Origin of the sequence: Romboutsia sp. 1001216sp1, assembly GCF_039841805.1 — a bacterium.
GTDB classification, from domain to species: Bacteria; Bacillota; Clostridia; order Peptostreptococcales; family Peptostreptococcaceae; genus Romboutsia_C; species Romboutsia_C hominis.
The window spans coordinates 80291-98150 of the sequence record NZ_JBDPHA010000007.1; the positions used below are offsets into that span (position 1 = coordinate 80291).

Here is a 17860-nt window from a genome sequence, read left to right on the forward strand (position 1 = left end):
AAGCTATGACAAGCTTCCAAAGTACTCTTCTATCTTATTTAATCTTTCTTTTGAGTAGTGAATATCTTCTTTGTACCATTCATAAAAATCTTTATTATTTTTCCTTGAATTACAACTCCTACAAGAAGGAATTATATTTTTCTTAGAGTATTCTCCATCTTTACTAAGAGGTATAAAATGGTCTTGAGTTAAGTTATTCATTTTTCTTCCACAGTAAGCACATTCATTATTAAAGAACTTTTTACATTCATTCCATTCTTTAGAGGTTAAACTCTTATCAAGCTTACTCTTTTGATACCTTCTTCTATTCTCTGAAATAACTTTTAACTCATTTATTTTATCAGGATTGTTTTTTCTATACTCTTTATTCTTTTTATTTTCACATTGTTTACATACAGAGTAGTATCCACCATTAGCTCTTTGTCTAAATTGTTTAATCTCTTTTATTTCTTCACAACTGGTACATTTTTTTTCTATTAATTCTAGTGCTCTTTTATTTCTAATTTCAATTTCTGTTTTAGTTTTCTTGTACCATTTCCTTTTAGCTTCAAGCACTTTTTCTCTATGTTTTTCTCTGTATTCTTTTGTTTCTTTTTTTCTACAATCCTTACACCATGTTTTATATCCATCTTTACTGTTCTTGTCTCTATGAAATAATTCAAATTTTTTATATTCACCACATTTAGAACACTTTTTCATTTTTCCACCCCGCCATTTTATGTTATTTAAAATAATAACATAATGCGAAGTAATTGCAAACTTAGAGTTCCCATTTTCACCGAATATTTTTTGCTAGCAATTTCTCACTAGCTGACCCGTTATTTTAAGCCATACCCATATAACTTAAAGCATCTGCTGCATCTCTTGCACTAAACTTTGTAGTAGCCCCCATATCTTTAGCCATATTTTCAAGTTTCTTCATATCTTCACTAGTTGCACCACTTATAGCTTGTACTTTACTCATTCCAGCTTGAAAATCTCCAGCAGTCTTTATAGATAAAGCTCCTACTCCAAGTAAAGGTACTGAAACGAACTTAGTAAGATTAGCTCCTGCATTTTTCATAACTCCACCTAGTGCTTCCATTTTTTGACCACTAGTAGCAGTGTTATTATTAAATATATCTAACTGTTGGGTAGCTGTTTTTATTCCATTTTGAAATCCTTTTATATCTAAGTCCAAATACCCCATTGCAGTGCCTGCATTTATATTCATAGATTTCCTCCTTTCTCTAGAGCCATGTCTAGGAAAGTTCTTCTTGTTCCATCTTTTTTAAGTCTTTTTTCATCAAATATAACTTTGGCATCTTTATCTTCTAGAGCTAATTGAATATGCAAGCATGCTTCGTTAAAACAAAAAGCTGTATATGTATTTGTAATTCCTAGAATTTCACTAGGGAGTTTATTATAATTCTTTGCTTGTGCTATTATTCTTAAGACTCTCTCTGAACGCACGAAATCGTTCTAATCTACTTGTATCTCCTATTGCATACTCTGCAATCATTGATTTCTGAACTTTATTTAACTCTAAACCAACTGATTCAAAATCACCAACACTAGGCTCTATTAAAGCTTGTTTGTAAACTATTTCTGTAAATTGCTCTAAATTTTTAACAGCCCTTTCATACTCCTTACCTTTCATTTCATGACCTTTTTGTTTCTTATCAAGTATCTTTTGAACCTCTAATAAAAGAATATTAGGCAATACATCACATTGTACTAAATCAGTTAATGATACTCTTTTTACCTTTACATTTAATACAGACATATCATCAAATCCAGGTATTTCTATAACTTCACCGTTTGCTTTTTTGGCTATCTGTTTTAATTCTTCTAAACTTGTTACTTGCATATTAATTCCTCCTTAAAATAAAAATGATAGAGAATCTAATCTCTACCCTTATGATCTACTTCTTTTTTTCTGTTTTTAATGGCTCAACTTCCTCATAAAAATCATAACCAAATGCTCTTACTCCACTTGGTAATACATCAACTATTTCTAAGGTATATGGTTTTTGACCTATAGCTGGTCTAGATTTAACCTTATATTCATTAGAATAATATTCTCCATCCTTTAGGTTTACAGGTACATTTCCACCTTTACAGTTAGGGAATGTAAATTTAGCATATTCGCCTGTTGCTCCATCATCTCCAACTATTTCAGAATATACTATAGTATCAAAAGCAGTTAAATTAGGTTTTGTACCTATTGCTGAAGGTTCGTACTTTTTGAACTTTCTTGTTTCTGGATCATATTCTATTGTTCCACCTTGTGCCACTTGCATAACTTCTGGTGACATAACATTATCTTTAAATGTTAAATCATATCCTAACATTAGATCTGGAACTTCCTTTTTAGCTATCAACTGATTTTTTATTATTAGTTCTTTTGCTTCACCTTCTTTGATAACTTCTTCTGTCTTTATTTCATCTGAAGTTTGAAACGATAAAGTCTTTGGAGGTTGTTCTTTAGTTACCAATTGTACTAGTACAACATCCGTTAATGGTAATTGCGTAAATTCATTAGCCATTTAATCTACCTTCTTTCATTTTTATTTTTCTATAAGTATAAGAAGTCATATATGCTTTTTTAGCATCATCAATAATAGTTGGCATAGGTGCTAAAACACGACGTAGTGCTTTAAACCCTCTCATTTCTTTTTTTAGCTTATCTGTATAACTGCCCATTAAGCTATAACTACCAATAGGATAGTAAACTAATATTTCAACTACATCATTAATGTAAGATGTTCCAGCTATATCACTTTCTCCATTTTCTTTTATAACTAAATAAGGACTTGAGCATGTTCCTTGGTGTTGACCAATAGAATATACATCAAATCCTTTTTCTTTCAAATATGTGTACAATTTTGCAAACATAATATCACCTTATTTTAATATATTCGCTAAACCTCTAATAGCTTGAGGACTTATTAAATCTATAGTTGGCTTAACTATTGCATATCGTTTCTCATTACAAAATTCAAGGTATACACCATAACTAGCACCATGACTTAACTCTACTCTAGCTACACTACCATGCCATTTCCAAGTACCATTAAGAGTTTGGTGAGCTTGGCCACTTCTAGGTGTCCACTTATAATTACTCTTTGCATGTGCTTCCATTTTCTTAGCTGTAGTATCTGCATATAGACCAACTGCTGCTTTAGTTTTAACTTCTCTTTCAGCTAGACCTTTCATAAGTCCGCTAGCATTAAATTTAAAACTCATTAACATTCCTCCAGGAGCATATCAAAGTAAATATTTAATCTATTTTGATTTCCTTTATCTTTAATTTTATACTTAACACTATCAAGTAAGAAATAATCATTTTCTTCTATCTTAATAGTTTCTTCATCATAAATAACCATTAAGAACTTTTGCTTACTTCTTTTGACTTCTCCTTTGTCAGTAGTAATAGCACTTATCATATTGTTCCCTTCATGGTAAAAGCCTTTTACACTGCATATAAGGTCTTTTCCCCCAGGCTCTCCAAACTCATTTTTAATATCTCTATAAATATCAACATAAGTTGGAAATTTATCTATTACCTTCTTAACTTTAGGCTTTATTTTATTTGCTATCATAGAACTCTGCTCCCATTAGGTTTATATTGTTTTGCTAGTCTAAGCCAGTATTTACTGTTATTCGCTAATTGCAATCCGCCTGGCAATGCTATACTATCATCTTCGGATTTTAGTAATAGACATTCATAAGTAGTTTTATCTAAGTCATTATTATTTTGTTTTAAATAATAAGCTAAGTCTTCATCAGTAAAAAAGGGAGAACTCTCCTCCCTCAATCTAATTTTAAGTTCTTGAATTTCTCCCATAATAGCACCTACTTTAATATTTGTATTAATTCTGATTTTTTCATATCAGAATATCCTTCTATGCCTTTTTCTTTAGCTAAAGACTTTAATTCTTTTACATTTAAATTCTCTAGATCTATGTCTAGAGAATTATTAGGGTGTAACTAATTCATTTTCTTCAACTTCCATAACAGCAGCTTTAGGCTTCAAGATAGCAAATGCTTCATCTTTTATAGGCAAGTAAGCAATTCTCATAGTAGCTTTTATAGCTATCATATCATTTTCAGCTAATGATAATGGCTTTCCATCCCCCATAGTAACAGATTGTAAAGTAGCTTCCTTTAATATTTCAAACTCTATACCTTCTCTTATACCTACTATAGATTTAGACCAATCTGCCGCTATTAATTCTGCTTTAGTATTATCAAAAGCACCATTTCTAACAAAAGTTAAAGGATTTTCATATAAAGAATTTTCTTTCATTCCCATAACTGCTAATTGATTTCCATTAGAGTCTCTTAAGCTTCTTAATTCTTTCTTTAATCCATAATGTCCAGCAAATCCGTTAACATCTAAATTCTTTTCTTCTATTTCTCCCATTAAATCAGATATATCTAAATCTAATGATTGAGTATCTCTCGTAACTATATTGTTTGCATCTGTAGCTGACTTAAATATATTCTTTTCAAAAGGCGAATTAGTTCCAAATAGGCAAGCCTTATCAAAAGTAGTATAAAAAGCTTCTGCTATCTGCGGCTTTAACTCTCCAAATACATCTATTGTAGTATCATTTAATTTTTCTCTAGTAACTGGTATTATTACAGCTATCTTTTTAGCTACCATTTCTGGGAATATCCAAGAAGCTTTAGAAGTATTTATTCTTTCACCTTCACCTACCCAATAAGCTCCAGGTTTGTCTGCCCACACTTGAAACTTCATAGTATCAGATTTCATAGGTTTAACATCTGATAATTGTAATACAGATGAACCTCTAGCTATTTCATCCATTATTCCTGCTGCAACTTCTGTAGGTACAAAACCTTTTAAATTATCTTTTAAGTAATTGCTATCTGCCATATTTAGCACCATCCTTTTTATTATTTTCTTAATGAGTTATTTCTTATAGCTTCCATAAATGAACTTTGACTATCTCCACAAGTTGGATTATTGTTATTTCTTCCAAAATTTCCAACTCCACCAGTATTGCCTGGCATTTCTATATCGAATAAGTAACTATCACTTTCTTTTAAGCTATTTAATTGATTTTCTAAACCATCCAATTTGCCGTCTTGATATTTTATACTATCCATATCAAGTAAAGCTTTCAGAGCCTTTGTATTCTTACATTTAGCATCTTTTAAAGCACTATCTAAACTATAATTAAATTCTCTATCTGCTATTTCTTTGTCTTTTTTTTCTAAAGTCTCCTTAAGTTCCGTTATTACAGTATTAAGACCTTCTACTTCACCAGCTTTCTTTCTTACATCTTCTAAGTCTGTTTTAAGTTTCTCGACTTGGCCTTTATATGCTTTCTTATCATCATTAACCTGGTCAAACTTAGACTTAGGTATAAGATTACCATCGTCAACCATTATCTTTTTATCACCGAGTTTTTCTGTTACTTGTGAGTATAAATCCTCACCTAATAATTCTTTTAAATCCATAGTTACCTCCTATTTCTAATATCATTGCAATAAAAAAGAACTTACAAGAAGTCCTCTCCATATTCATCAAACCATTTATCAAGTTTTAAATTACTTGCTCCATCTATCCAGGCTCTAAGCTCTGTTCCTATTTCTTCTAATGACATAGGTATATCTGGAATAGTAGTACATAACCCGTTTGGATGATCTAGTGGTACATCTTTAATTTTAAATAGTTGTCCATCTCTATCCTTGCATAATTGACAAGTACGCCCATGAATACCAGCACTTACCCATCTGATACCTTCAACATAAGGATTTTTTTCGCAACTTCTTTTCTGTGCTTGTTGGAAAGCATGATTAACAGCAGTTCTAGCTAATCTTTGAGCATTATAATCTACTTTCTTACTACTGTTAGGGTATACTCTCTTCCAATCCCAATCTTTAGCTGCATTAGGATTAACATACTTTTCTAAGTCTTTAGCTATTTCGTAAGTACTTTTCTTATTTGCTATACCTTCTGAAATGATATAATCTATGTCTTTATCAAACTTCTTAGTATATTGCCATATCCTTTCAGATAAGCCTTTACGGTCTTTATATGCAGTTCCATATAATATTTCATCCATAGCAGCTTTAGGTATCTTAGAAAACATACTCGAAAAAGTATCTTTCATGTTCAAGCTATGTTGTTCATTTATTTGCATAAAAAAATCTAGCTGTACATTATTAGCTAGGTTTATTGATGTATATATATTCTTTTTAACAATCTTTTCAACTTTATTATGAATACTCTTAATCTCTTTAGCTAGTTCCTTTTGTAGTTCTTGCAAGTATCTTTCTGTTAATGTTCCTGAATTGACTTTCTTAAGTTTCTTAGATAAATTCTTATACATATCATTGTATATTTGCTTTATCTGTTGCTCCTGCTTCTTAGCTAATTTAAGTTTCTTTCTTTGAGCTTCCTCGCATAATCTAAGATAATCTTTGCTAGCCATTATTTAACTTTTTCATAAGTCTTTTCAAATATATCTGGCTTGCATGGATAAAATTCTCCATTAACACCCTTTATTACGTAGTCACCTATATTTGCTTGCATAACACCCTCTAAAGTTGATATGTGAAGCTTATTGCAACTCCTACCTATTTCCCCACTTTTTAATTGAGGTAATAACCATTCTACACTTTCGTCTGTTCCATCAAACTGACATGCTTCTATTACTACATGTTTCTTTCTGTACTTATTCATCTATTTCATCCTCCAAATTAGTTTCAAATTGGCTATAACTATCTTCTAATAATTGTTTTTCTAGTTGTATCTGCTTTAATTCTTCATCAGCTATTTCATCAGTAGCATTAGCCCACTTTTTCATATATGACTTTCTACTCATAACTTGAGAATTAACTTGCTGCATATCCAATGTCTTTTCATTATCTTCATCTTCTTGTAATGGATATTGATTTTCTACAACTACATCAAATTTTTCTAGCTTAGGTAATGTAGTTATTTTATAAACTTCTGCTATTTCAAGTATAGCTTTTATCATCCATTCAAGAGCAGGACCCCAAGCTTTCATTTTTTCCTCGCACCTAGTAATAAGTTGCCAGTATAAAGCTTTCATTGATTTACCAGATGTCATCATACCTTTTAGGTCCTGGTTATTAATCATAGGTATGTTTAAAACCTCATGCATATCTGATTTAATTCTATTGAGTGTATTTTCCATACGTTCATTGTAATTAAAGTCAGTTTCTACAGTACCTACTTGAGCTTGTTTACCTTCTGCAGCAGTAGGATCTGTAGCAACATCCCAATAAGCTCCAGGTTTTAATTTAAAATGTTTACTAGCTTCACTATCTACGTCTATGCCATATATCGTTCTATTCATACCTTTTCTAAGTGTATCTATATCTTCACTAGCTAGTTTATTGTAAGCCATACCATTATCAAGTATTTCTTCAACATCGCTTTCACCTTTTAGATCACCACTAAGTCCATCATTTAATATTACATATGCAGGTATCCCAGATAGTTTTAAATCAACATCTTCTGCTAGTATATCAACTACATTTCCATAACCATCATAGATACCTTCATTCAATATACATTTTGATGATACTATTTTACCTTGCTTATCCTTGTACTCAACCATCTCATACTTTTGTTTCCATATTCTTTGTTCTTGTTTTAACTTAGCTGCATTAAGTTGATGGAAAAATATTATCTTTTTAAGTTCATCTGCTCTATCATCAAAAGGCTCATATACAAACTCTAAACTAGGTACAAACATAACTCTTATAGTTTTAGTTATTGTATCTGCATGAAGTTTTATAGCTATTCTTTTTCCTATAAAGCAATCCCTAGCACCTTTTATAAGTTTATCTTCGAATAGATTTGTCTTAAGAAGGTTTTTGATGTATTTATTAATTTCTTCTGCTTGATCTTGCAAACTATCTTCTTCAACTTGAACAGTAAAGGTAGGTGATTTACCAAATAGAAACCTAGCTTCTTCTTTGATTAACTTCTTAATATAATTAGTTTTCTTTTTAGTTGGAATATAGTCTTGTTCATCAATTATCCAATTTTGTCCTGGACCATCATATACTTCATAAAGTTTGATTATTTCATTCATTTCTTTTATGACTTCACTACCATATAGTCCACCAAGTTCAGCATTTATTATATTATTCACATTTACACCTCCTATCTACTGTTATAAGTTCTTTCTCTTCCATGTGTTTTCATATCCATTTCTAGAGCATATCTAGTAGCATCTATAGTATGGTTATCTTTATCCTCTAATTTAGGTCTAATATTTCCATCTTTATCAGTTTGATAATCTATATTCTCAAACTCTTTAGCTACATTAGGAGTTCTTTTATTATCTATGACGATAGCTTCTAAATCATCAAGCCAGTTTTCTCCAAATTCAATAGAGCCAGGCCCCTTTTTAGCTTTCAATGCTTTTATCCCATGTTCTCTAAGTTCTGCAATACTACGTGGTTCAGCATTATCACAAGTAACATGAGTATCATTATAGCCTTTAATTTTAATCTTATCCGCTAATTCTCTTATAGACATCTTAACTCCATATATTTCATCTAAGAAATATATAATTCTTTTCTTTTTATCATAATGAATCCTTACAAATGCCATAGGGTCTGTTGCATAACCAAAGTCATTACCTTGCTTTATGTTATCAAAAGAAGCTACTTCTTCATCTGTTATTGTTCTAAATACTAAATTAGAAAAAGGAACTACTCCAGAACCTATTGGTTCACCTAAGTATTCCCATCTATACTTAAATTCATTTTTCTTTTTGACCTCATTAGCTTCTTCTATAAAAGCTTTAGATATATGAGGATTATCTAAGTAAGTACTATGACATACATATGTATTATCAGGTATAAATTGTGTTTCAAACTTTTTATTTACCCAAGATTGCTTTCTCTTAGGTGGGTTATAACTATATATAACCTTATAACTCAATCCTGGAGGAAGCTCTGCTCTTAACACCGAATTAACTATCGTTGACACTTCATCTTCTGTCTTAAACTCTGCTAATTCTTCAAACCATACAAAAGCTATAGGGAATTTTGACATCTTAATTGATTTTATCTTAGCTGGATCATCTGCTCCCCTAAATATAAATTTATTACCTCTTGGTATATATACAAGTTGTAATGGAGATTTCTGAACCTTCCATACATGACTTACGTTTAATATTTCTATAGCTTCTTTTAGTTGTTCAAAGACTGATTCAGCTAATGTATTACCTACTTTACGTATACACAAGCATGTTACAGGGTATTTCATAAGCGCTAATACTAACCATATTGCTATATGAGTAGACTTAGCAGAAGCTCTTCCACCTTTTAAAACATGAAATAAATATTTATTAGAGTTAATTACCCTCCAAAACTCATAGAAATTTTTATTTATAATCTCTGATATTTTCTTATGCATCTTCTAACGTTCCTATATCGTCAATTATAGTAACTCCAACATTACCCTCTAGGTCTACTTTTTCAGTAAATAAAGCATATCTTTTACCTAATAACTCTGCAGCTTTAATTCTATCTTTAGCACTTAGTTGCTTTTTAAGTATTACTGGTTTAACCATACCTTCTATACTTTCAGTTGATACAACCTCCTCTAATACTTCACCTCTTAAAGAGGCACTTAAAAAAGCTAAGACTTCTTCGGCCTTAGCTATTCTATCACTTTCTATTTGTTTCATTCTTTCTTCTACGTAATTTTTAATATGAGGTTTTGTGAGGTTTTCATATCCTACCTCTTTAGCTGTTTTTTTACTATATCCTGCTTTGATAGCAGATTCTGTGGCGTTGCCTAACTCTATATAAAAGTCTGCAAACGCCTTTTGTTTTGGTGTCAGCTTCACAACGCCACCTCCTATTTTTTTATATAAAAAACTATTGCTATAGTTCTTTAATTTTTTATATTTTTTCTAAACCATACTTTTCTGAAATATGATTGTAAATTTTTTCAACATAATTTTTTATTTTAGGGTGAACTGCATAACACTTATCTATTATATCTTCAATACCTTCACTTTGAATCATTGTCCATTCAGAAGAATCAGTTATTATGTTTGTTCCTGGTTTTCTCTTAGTATAGCCTATATACTCTGGATTTGGAAATTCTTTAAATCTAATATCATGTTTATGTTTTATTTTATTTGCATAATCACGTATTTCCTTTAAATCTTTTTTATAATTATTGATACATTCTAATAAATTTGAATCATTTATCGCATGTCTCACTAGTTTAGAATTAATCTGTCCACTCTTTTCAATATACTCATCATTACTTTTTATTTCAGCGCAGTTAATATAGCTAATACCATGTTTCCCTCTTTTAATCAAAGTTAAATTTAATGTAAAGGGAAGTATTTGATTTATATAATCTTCTATAGAATTAAATGCTAATATACAACTCTTTAAATAATTTCCCCTTTCGTAAATTCTAACAGTGTTTTTAATGCTATCATCATCAAGACTCCAATCTTCTATATTTAGATTACGATCTGCAGCTCTTGAAAGATATATATTAGCTTGAGCGAATATGTAGTATATATCGTACATTCTTTTATAGAATACATCAAGTTTCCAACATTTATTATTAGGATCGATATCGGCAAAATAATCTCTTCCTAATAGTTTTTCATTAAGTTGCTCTAAATTAGGCCTTTCCATAAATATAATCCCCCTCTCTTTCAAGTATATAATTCTACTTAATTCGAGGTTTTCCTCTTTTTTTATATTTTCTTTTACACTTTCCATATCACCACCTCATTTGTTTGTTTTGTAAAATAAAAAAGAACCTTATTGAGTTCTAAAATTTATTAATATTTTTATTGCTTTTATTTTTAATAATATTTTTTGTAAGATCTAAGCAATATAAATTATCTAATTTATGATAAAAGTCTTCATGAAATTTTGACTCTACTCCATAAATATTACCTAATGGCTCTAGTGTTATAGCTAAACTTAAGCATTCTAAACATGAAAAAATCCTATAAAAATTTAGCTCAGTACAATATTTTATATTTATACCATGAAGTATAGAATGTCTATTTAAATCATTATCAGAGTCACTTTTATAAAAATACTCTACTCCAAATTTATAGAAACTATCTAATAAATCTAACATCTCATTATTATATAGTAATAACTTATTTATTCTATTCGTATCTTTATAGAACTTAAATTCTGTTGGAATCATATAATTTCTATTACTGTTAAAATCATATAGTAGTATATTCTCTATATAAAAATCTCGTCTTGATTTTATAAGAGCTTTAAACGAGCTTTGAGAACCTTTTTTATTATAACTTACCCCTTCATTATCGCAGTATTTTCTAGATATTCCCTCAATTATACTTATCATCAATGTTATTGAAGCTGCATATTTTCCCAAAATAAAACATTCTATCGCTTCTAAGATTAATTCATTAAATTTATTAAATTCTTTTATATCTTTATATACAGTGTAATATTGACCTAACATATATTCCATTGTGTACATTTTTTTATATTCATGTAAATAATTTTTATCATTAATAATGTTAAATATATGACTCCTTGATCTATATGGAATCAAAGGTACATTGGACTTTTTTAACATTTTATAACCTAATGTATTTATATTATTTTTTCTTATATCATTTAGTAATTTATCTGAATTCTTTGCTGGAATTGCATATAGTACACCTTCATGTTCAAATTTTAAGCTTTTTATTTTTAATCTACTAACCTCATCTACTATTTCTAGGTTAGAAGATCCTTTATATCTTCTTAAAACTTCTTTTTTTATTATTTCTATATCTCTAATTTCCCTAATTTCGCTATAAAATAAATCTAATTCTTTTTGCTTCAAAAACCATACCTCCAAAATATTTTTATAATTCAATATAAGCAATATTTCTACTTAATTCGAGGTTTTTCCTTCTTTTTTCTTACATTTATTAAATTTAGGTATGCTTACCATTTCTTTGTCTATTTCTCTCAATTTATTGCTAGGTAATTCATGCACCATCTTAATTACTTCATTCGCATCTCTCCAAACCTTAGCCATTAATCCCACCCTTTTAGACACAAAAAAGACTAGAAATTAATCTAGTCCTTCTTTAATTAGATAGAGGAGCATTACCCTACCCCTTTTATCTCATTTCTCTTTTTTCTTTAAGTCCGTATTTAGCAAGTTCCAGGAGTTGCACCTGATATACTACTACTTGCATATTGCCAGGTGGTGGGGATGTCCACCTGGTATGTTTAGGGAATATGTGAGGATTTATTATTTTACCACAATACTATTTTCTCATATATTTAATATTAATGTCGGTATAAAAAAGGGAAATCATATAGCTAACATATCAAATAAGTTTGGTTCTTCCTCTTTAAATACTTTACTCCCAAATAACTCTACTGCTATACTTTTTACAGCTTGATTTTTATATTTTCTTAATGTTTTTTCATCGTGATATAATTCTAGTGCCATTTCAGTCCATCCCATCTCTTCCCCATATCGCTTTTCTATTATTTGTTTTCTTATAGGATTAAGGTTATTGATAGCTTTGTCTAATTTTCTCTTTAAGCTCTTTTCATGATATATATTTATGTCTATTTCTTGAACTACTTTAACTGGATCTATTACCCCATCTCTTACTGCATTTGTTATTTTATATGTAGGAGATACTTTTATATCATCATATGTTATTGCTCTTGTAGCTATAGTATCCTCAGCTTTTATTTCTTTCTTTAGCCCTTCTAAATTCTCTATATGACTTTCCATCTCTTTATAATTATATAAAAGTTTTTCAGTAAACTTAAAACAACTCTTTTCTAAATTTTCATTCTTCATAATATATCGACCCCCTTATAAAGTTATATAGCCTTAGCTTTCTTATTCTGTCTGTATATCTTCTTTAAATCTTCATACACTATCCATTGACCATCAATAGTTGCATGTTTTAGATTTCTACATATCCAAGTTAATCTTTTATCTCTGTAGCGAAAGTCCCACATCTTTCTTCTTAGCTCACCCTGCTGTGTTGCAGTTCCCAAAGATTTTACATCTATATACTCTACAGTTCCGTTGTTATGGAATATCGCAAAATCTGGTGTATATGTTATTTCTCTATACTTCTTCCCATCTTTTATAAAACTATCTTGTAATATAAATTTCTCCTGTAATCCAAAATCTCTTATCTTACCTCTTTCTTTAAGATCTTTAAGATATAAATAATATAAACTTTCATCCTTTGAATCGAATGTAATTCCATCTATAGTAACTTTCTTTGATTTATATTTGCTCATGCTCATTCTCCTATATTAAACTTATTTGTTCTATAATCTGATTTTTATTCAATGAATTATTAAATTCTTTATAGCCTACCCATTGCTTATTTTCCCATATCCTAGATGCATACAATTCTAATGCATATTTATAAGCTTCTTCATCTGTATTTATCCAGGCTAACTCTTTTAAGCTATAGTCTTTTAATAGTTCTAATATATCTAGCTCTAGTAAATCTTTAGCTTGTTTTTCAACTTCTTTTTCCCATTCTTTTTCTTTAAACTCTCCACATTCAGTTACTACAGTAGTTTCATAGGTATATGTTATCTTATCTTTGCTTGATGATATTTCTACATGTCTTTTGGATCTTCCGATTCTATATTTACATCTTAGATTTTTCATAACAACCTCTTATCATATAGTTATCATTATCAATTTAATTGTGGTACTGCACTGATAATAATAACTTTTCATGTAAAATTATTGTTTTAATTATCTAACCCACTTCACAAATACATCCTTATTATCAATATATGGCTAGTGCTGTAACTAATTACAAACGGTATTCTATTTTTTATATTTCGTATCTATAATTTATTTATCTTTTGCAGATACTATTTACTAAAGGAGGTGAATCGATGAATTTAAAAAAATTAAGCGTTATATTCTCGATAATTTTAATTATCTTTGCAAGTAGTATCAATAATTCTTATGCTATTAAAACTATATCTCCACCCCCCATTGACAATGAATATATAAAATCACTAGAAGTTATAGACAATTATATGTCCATCTTAGTTAAATCTGTTTATATAGAAAATCTTGATAAAGATCAAATTTCTAAAGATATTAAATTTATAGAAACATTAATTAATAATCTAACTATCAAAACTTCAAAGCTTGGTGAAAAAGACAATGATGTTATTTTATCCATGCAGATTATATTAGATTATTATAAAATATCTATCATAAATGTAAAAAAATTTATAAATGACAAAGATACTGATGCATTAATAAATGCTACTACTTCTTTCTCACTAGGTTATAACTCTTCATCTGTTTTGAGAACAATTATAGGTAAAGCGAGTTAAAAATTTCTCGCTTTTTCTATAATCTGAATTATTGTTCAGTTCTCCTCTGGAGCTATGCATATTTGATTATTATCATCTATAAATCACTTATCGTAACTTTCAGGAATAATTGTCATGCACTTTTTACTTTCTTTGTATAACACAATGTTGTTATTCCATAACCCATTTTTATATACATAAATATCATAATACTTTAATAACTACTTGCTATCCCCTTCTTTATATGCTTCATTCAGCATCTTAGCTATTGCTACTAATCCATTAATCCAAGTAATGTATAGTATTTTACTATATCTGTTGCTGCTAGCTTCTTTAAGTCATGCTTTTCTATAGTTATTCCGTTGTATCTATCTACAAATGAGTATTTACAAGCGATATCTATTTGCTCTTTAAATTGTCTTTTAAGCTCTGTAATTAGTTCATTTTTCTTTATCAACTTAAGATTAGCAGTAGCTATTTTTATGTAATCTTCATTAAGCTCTTCATTTTTAGTTACTTGCTCATTTAATGAATTTTCAAGTTCTTTTATTCTTTTCCTTAACTCAATAGTTTCTTTATTTTTATCTATTATGATATTCTCAAACTCTCTTGATTTCTTTTTTTAACACACCTATTCTATTCTCTGCTAATGCATTTTTATTTACTAATTCTTCACATCTATTTCTTAGACCGCTTATAACTATTGCATCTGCTGCTGCATCACTTTCAAGTGTAATTATTTTATCTTCTTTTGCATCTAAATCTCTTTCTAACTTAGCTACTATTCCTTCATGTTTTTTCTTAGTTATTATCATTTGTTATTTCCCCCTAATATTATTTTTCTAAATAAGTTTTTTCCAGATACTCTATCTCAAATGTATTAAAATCTTTTCTATGTTTTCTCCATATGATCTCATGTCTTCTTACATGAGCTTCAAACTTAGGTAACTCAAATATAGACTGTATAGTTGTCTTTTTATCTTCCTCTATTATCCTGTTAAATTCTTTTTGATTTTGATATTTCCAAAAGTCTAGATTTATATCCGGTGCTATAGGTTGCAACGCACTATCTTTTATTGCTTGTTTAAACACTCTAATCTCCTCCTTTGTTCCTCCGAAATATATCTATCTAAAATTTGACTAGCAGCAACTGTAACTTCATTTCTTCCAAACTGTATAAAAAGTTCTTCTACAGCTTCCCTTAATAATTCCATAAGCTTCACCTATTAGAACCTTTCATAGTTCTTTTTCATTTTGTGTTCATATGCACACTCTAATTGCTCTATATTAAATCCTAAACTATATAATAATTCTAAAAATAAAGGTACTAGGTAGTTAATAAGTTGATTTCTAGCTTGATTCTTACTTCCACTTAGAGTTGTTATTCTATATGCTAACTTGTTAAAAGTAGTATCTGGAGCTGTTGTTTGTATTTCTAAATTTTCAAATATCATATCTACATTTAATATATTTGAAACATTTCCTAGATGGGCTAAGAAATCTGCACACTCTTCTATTAAATGACCTTTATTTACTTTTTCATCGCTCCACCACTTGTGAATTGAACTTGCTTGTAATATTTCTCCTAATTCACTTTGTAGAGCTAATATAATCCAATATGGGACACAAAAGCTATCTTTTTGATAGTTATATCCTTTAACATTTGACAAATGCTCTAAGAACTTTTCCTGTTCCTTTTTTACATAACTTAAATCTATAATCATATTATCAATCTCCCTTAGTGTTATCTTTTGTTAATTCTTCCTCAGCTATTTTTATAGCTGTTAATATGTCATATCCATCTTCTTTCCATAGCTTTTTAGATAATTTTAATAGCTCATTTATTCTTGATAATTCCATAGAGCATTACCCAACCTTATAGCCATAAATTTTATTGATAAATTCACTTCTTATTTCACATTCTTGTCTTAATTTCTTCAATTTTCTCGATACTTCTACTTGACTTATATTCAGATGCTTACCAATTTCCCTTTGAGAGTATCCTAGTTTAGTCATATTAAGTACAATTTCAATGTTTTTTAAATTTGAATACCTAGCTCTAGTTTCAAGAATTTCTATTCTATGATCCCTTTCTTTATCATAAGAAGGTATTATATCTATTAGCTTTATAGCATCCGCATTTCCGTTGTTATAAACCTCAACGTCAATGCTGCAATTATTATTTTCATAATGCTTTTTAACATATCTTTCGATAAAGCTATTCATTGCCCATCTGATAAAAGATACTGCTATTGTTGAAAATCTACCTTTGTTTTCATCATATATTCTTGCAGCTCTAAATAACCCGATACACCCCTCCTGATACAAATCATCTACTAGCTCTGGATATTTAGTTTCAAAATTTTTATACCATTTGTTTAATACAAATCCTACGATGTTTATATTTTCATTTACTAGTTGATTAACATATTCCTTAGTATTCATTTGTTTTCCCCTTTTTCTATTTCTCTTTTGATTTTATCTGCAAATATTGCTATAAGCTCTCTATCTTTAGGAGCTGTATAGTTTTTATACAACTCCCTTTGTTCTTCTAAATATTCTTGTAGTGTTTTATGATCCATAAACATTCCCACCATGTTATTGTTTTCTAAATTTCTTCTCTACAAATTCGTCAAAAGCTTCTCCACTTTCAAATCCATCTAAATAATTTTGATTGAAGTTAGCAAACTTATTGCTTTGATTTGTATAATTCACATTTTTAGAGTTAATACTATTAGTATTAAGGAAATTACCATCATCTTTGTAAATTTTCTCTAACAAAGAAAAGTATTTTCCTTCTTTTAAGTTAAATAACTCTATTGCCTTAGATAGCCTTTCTTTGTCCCAAGACTGTGCTATCTTTTTCATATTATTAGTTAGTTTTAAATGGGTTTTACTTTCTATAAATTCCTTATTTGTATCTACTACAGCACTTGACTGCGTAGTACTAATATAAGTAGTCTCTGTATTTAGTCTTTGTGTAGTATCTGGTATAGGTTGTGTCAAATTGTCATTATCCATTATGTCAAGTTGTCCTAATGATGATGTCAAGTTGTCATTATCCATTGTGTCAAGTTGTCCTAATGAGTTATTGCAACACTTTGAATTTAATATTTTGTAATTTATAGAGTACCATTTAGTCCTGTCGTAGCCTTTTTTATTATAATTTCCAACCAACAATATCCCTTCATCTTCTAACTTTTTAAAAATTCTAGTTAAAGTTCTAACACTCCAAAAGTAAAAAGTATCACTTTGCCATTTATTAAAACTATTAAATGTCCAATATATTCCATCATAAAAATTCTTTTTTTGTCTTTTATTCTGCATTATCCAATAATGTAGCTGTTGAATAACTATAGCTTCATTAAGTCCTATTTTTTCAGCTAATACCCTATCTACTAGTATCGGAAATTCATCAAATAATACTGCATTCACTTTCTCACCTACTTATCTTAAGTACCTTATATATATTTGATATACTAACCATAGAACCACTATATCTATAATCAATACTGTATAA

At 29.2% G+C, this 17860-nt stretch carries 32 protein-coding genes; 1 reads left to right on the forward strand and 31 read right to left on the reverse strand.

What is annotated here, in order from left to right:
- Positions 1-3: 3 nt before the first annotated feature.
- From ABHC41_RS08545 to ABHC41_RS08650, 22 genes are all read right to left on the reverse strand, one after another.
- Entirely contained in the window at positions 4-699 is a 696-nt protein-coding gene (locus tag ABHC41_RS08545) for an HNH endonuclease signature motif containing protein (RefSeq protein ID WP_271892994.1), read from the reverse strand.
- Positions 700-823: 124 nt separating this feature from the next.
- The gene (locus tag ABHC41_RS08550; RefSeq protein ID WP_271892996.1) at positions 824-1213 is read right to left on the reverse strand and encodes a phage tail tape measure protein; all 390 of its coding nucleotides are present in this window, start codon (positions 1211-1213) and stop codon (positions 824-826) included.
- Entirely contained in the window at positions 1210-1452 is a 243-nt protein-coding gene (locus ABHC41_RS08555) for a hypothetical protein (protein ID WP_271899767.1), read from the reverse strand. The genes ABHC41_RS08550 and ABHC41_RS08555 overlap by 4 nt, the downstream gene beginning before the upstream one ends.
- The gene (locus tag ABHC41_RS08560; RefSeq protein ID WP_271893000.1) at positions 1403-1849 is read right to left on the reverse strand and encodes a hypothetical protein; all 447 of its coding nucleotides are present in this window, start codon (positions 1847-1849) and stop codon (positions 1403-1405) included. The genes ABHC41_RS08555 and ABHC41_RS08560 overlap by 50 nt, the downstream gene beginning before the upstream one ends.
- Positions 1850-1904: 55 nt before the next feature.
- A complete protein-coding gene (locus ABHC41_RS08565; protein WP_271893002.1) occupies positions 1905-2528 on the reverse strand; it encodes a hypothetical protein in 624 nt (207 codons plus the stop codon).
- Entirely contained in the window at positions 2521-2877 is a 357-nt protein-coding gene (locus ABHC41_RS08570; RefSeq protein ID WP_271893004.1) for a hypothetical protein, read from the reverse strand. The genes ABHC41_RS08565 and ABHC41_RS08570 overlap by 8 nt, the downstream gene beginning before the upstream one ends.
- 9 nt (positions 2878-2886) lie before the next feature.
- Positions 2887-3228, reverse strand: coding sequence for a hypothetical protein (locus tag ABHC41_RS08575; RefSeq protein WP_271893006.1), 342 nt, complete (start codon positions 3226-3228; stop codon positions 2887-2889).
- Positions 3228-3584, reverse strand: coding sequence for a hypothetical protein (locus tag ABHC41_RS08580; protein ID WP_271893008.1), 357 nt, complete (start codon positions 3582-3584; stop codon positions 3228-3230). Before ABHC41_RS08580 ends, ABHC41_RS08575 begins: the two co-directional genes overlap by 1 nt.
- Positions 3581-3829: a hypothetical protein gene (locus ABHC41_RS08585; RefSeq protein WP_271893010.1), complete on the reverse strand. Its 249-nt coding sequence runs from the start codon at positions 3827-3829 to the stop codon at positions 3581-3583. The genes ABHC41_RS08580 and ABHC41_RS08585 overlap by 4 nt, the downstream gene beginning before the upstream one ends.
- Before the next feature lie 132 nt (positions 3830-3961).
- Entirely contained in the window at positions 3962-4885 is a 924-nt protein-coding gene (locus ABHC41_RS08590) for a phage major capsid protein (RefSeq protein WP_271893012.1), read from the reverse strand.
- A gap of 20 nt (positions 4886-4905) precedes the next feature.
- On the reverse strand, positions 4906-5472 hold the full coding sequence (locus ABHC41_RS08595; protein ID WP_271893014.1) for a phage scaffolding protein: 567 nt from the start codon (positions 5470-5472) through the stop codon (positions 4906-4908).
- A 41-nt stretch (positions 5473-5513) separates the two neighbouring features.
- On the reverse strand, positions 5514-6449 hold the full coding sequence (locus ABHC41_RS08600; RefSeq protein WP_271893016.1) for a phage minor head protein: 936 nt from the start codon (positions 6447-6449) through the stop codon (positions 5514-5516).
- A complete protein-coding gene (locus tag ABHC41_RS08605) occupies positions 6449-6700 on the reverse strand; it encodes a hypothetical protein (protein WP_271893018.1) in 252 nt (83 codons plus the stop codon). Before ABHC41_RS08605 ends, ABHC41_RS08600 begins: the two co-directional genes overlap by 1 nt.
- On the reverse strand, positions 6693-8144 hold the full coding sequence (locus ABHC41_RS08610) for a phage portal protein (protein WP_271893020.1): 1452 nt from the start codon (positions 8142-8144) through the stop codon (positions 6693-6695). Before ABHC41_RS08610 ends, ABHC41_RS08605 begins: the two co-directional genes overlap by 8 nt.
- An 11-nt stretch (positions 8145-8155) precedes the next feature.
- The gene (locus ABHC41_RS08615) at positions 8156-9418 is read right to left on the reverse strand and encodes a PBSX family phage terminase large subunit (RefSeq protein ID WP_271893022.1); all 1263 of its coding nucleotides are present in this window, start codon (positions 9416-9418) and stop codon (positions 8156-8158) included.
- Positions 9411-9854: a terminase small subunit gene (locus ABHC41_RS08620; protein ID WP_271893024.1), complete on the reverse strand. Its 444-nt coding sequence runs from the start codon at positions 9852-9854 to the stop codon at positions 9411-9413. The genes ABHC41_RS08615 and ABHC41_RS08620 overlap by 8 nt, the downstream gene beginning before the upstream one ends.
- A gap of 55 nt (positions 9855-9909) precedes the next feature.
- The gene (locus ABHC41_RS08625) at positions 9910-10668 is read right to left on the reverse strand and encodes a hypothetical protein (RefSeq protein ID WP_271893025.1); all 759 of its coding nucleotides are present in this window, start codon (positions 10666-10668) and stop codon (positions 9910-9912) included.
- 139 nt (positions 10669-10807) lie between these two features.
- Positions 10808-11851, reverse strand: coding sequence for a hypothetical protein (locus tag ABHC41_RS08630; RefSeq protein WP_271893026.1), 1044 nt, complete (start codon positions 11849-11851; stop codon positions 10808-10810).
- A 51-nt stretch (positions 11852-11902) separates the two neighbouring features.
- Entirely contained in the window at positions 11903-12049 is a 147-nt protein-coding gene (locus ABHC41_RS08635) for a hypothetical protein (RefSeq protein WP_271893027.1), read from the reverse strand.
- A 282-nt stretch (positions 12050-12331) separates the two neighbouring features.
- The gene (locus ABHC41_RS08640) at positions 12332-12835 is read right to left on the reverse strand and encodes a hypothetical protein (RefSeq protein ID WP_271893029.1); all 504 of its coding nucleotides are present in this window, start codon (positions 12833-12835) and stop codon (positions 12332-12334) included.
- A gap of 23 nt (positions 12836-12858) precedes the next feature.
- The gene (locus ABHC41_RS08645; RefSeq protein WP_330678007.1) at positions 12859-13290 is read right to left on the reverse strand and encodes a DUF1064 domain-containing protein; all 432 of its coding nucleotides are present in this window, start codon (positions 13288-13290) and stop codon (positions 12859-12861) included.
- 10 nt (positions 13291-13300) lie between these two features.
- Positions 13301-13672, reverse strand: coding sequence for a hypothetical protein (locus ABHC41_RS08650; RefSeq protein WP_271893031.1), 372 nt, complete (start codon positions 13670-13672; stop codon positions 13301-13303).
- A 236-nt stretch (positions 13673-13908) separates the two neighbouring features.
- Here ABHC41_RS08650 and ABHC41_RS08655 point away from each other — a divergent pair, with 236 nt between their 5' ends.
- Positions 13909-14361 (forward strand): hypothetical protein, encoded by a 453-nt coding sequence (locus ABHC41_RS08655; protein WP_271893033.1) that lies wholly within the window; start codon positions 13909-13911, stop codon positions 14359-14361.
- 253 nt (positions 14362-14614) lie between these two features.
- Here ABHC41_RS08655 and ABHC41_RS08660 read toward each other — a convergent pair whose 3' ends face one another.
- The 9 genes from ABHC41_RS08660 to ABHC41_RS08700 all read right to left on the reverse strand — a co-directional run bounded on the left by ABHC41_RS08660 (position 14615) and on the right by ABHC41_RS08700 (position 17775).
- Positions 14615-14797, reverse strand: a complete 183-nt coding sequence (locus tag ABHC41_RS08660; RefSeq protein ID WP_271893035.1) for a hypothetical protein — start codon at positions 14795-14797, stop codon at positions 14615-14617.
- Between the two features lie 142 nt (positions 14798-14939).
- Positions 14940-15155, reverse strand: a complete 216-nt coding sequence (locus tag ABHC41_RS08665) for a hypothetical protein (protein WP_271893036.1) — start codon at positions 15153-15155, stop codon at positions 14940-14942.
- Positions 15156-15174: 19 nt separating this feature from the next.
- Positions 15175-15432, reverse strand: coding sequence for a hypothetical protein (locus tag ABHC41_RS08670; protein ID WP_271893038.1), 258 nt, complete (start codon positions 15430-15432; stop codon positions 15175-15177).
- Positions 15414-15554 carry a hypothetical protein gene (locus tag ABHC41_RS08675; protein ID WP_271893039.1) on the reverse strand — a complete coding sequence of 47 codons (141 nt, stop codon included), beginning with the start codon at positions 15552-15554 and terminating at the stop codon, positions 15414-15416. The genes ABHC41_RS08670 and ABHC41_RS08675 overlap by 19 nt, the downstream gene beginning before the upstream one ends.
- Positions 15555-15566: 12 nt before the next feature.
- Positions 15567-16064 (reverse strand): dUTP diphosphatase, encoded by a 498-nt coding sequence (locus ABHC41_RS08680; protein ID WP_271893041.1) that lies wholly within the window; start codon positions 16062-16064, stop codon positions 15567-15569.
- Positions 16065-16068: 4 nt separating this feature from the next.
- The gene (locus tag ABHC41_RS08685; RefSeq protein ID WP_271893043.1) at positions 16069-16200 is read right to left on the reverse strand and encodes a hypothetical protein; all 132 of its coding nucleotides are present in this window, start codon (positions 16198-16200) and stop codon (positions 16069-16071) included.
- A gap of 6 nt (positions 16201-16206) precedes the next feature.
- Positions 16207-16785, reverse strand: a complete 579-nt coding sequence (locus tag ABHC41_RS08690) for a sigma-70 family RNA polymerase sigma factor (protein ID WP_271893045.1) — start codon at positions 16783-16785, stop codon at positions 16207-16209.
- Positions 16782-16922, reverse strand: a complete 141-nt coding sequence (locus ABHC41_RS08695; RefSeq protein ID WP_271893047.1) for a hypothetical protein — start codon at positions 16920-16922, stop codon at positions 16782-16784. The genes ABHC41_RS08690 and ABHC41_RS08695 overlap by 4 nt, the downstream gene beginning before the upstream one ends.
- A gap of 16 nt (positions 16923-16938) precedes the next feature.
- Complete coding sequence (locus ABHC41_RS08700; protein ID WP_271893048.1) at positions 16939-17775, reverse strand: hypothetical protein; 837 nt, start codon at positions 17773-17775, stop codon at positions 16939-16941.
- Positions 17776-17860: the final 85 nt, after the last annotated feature.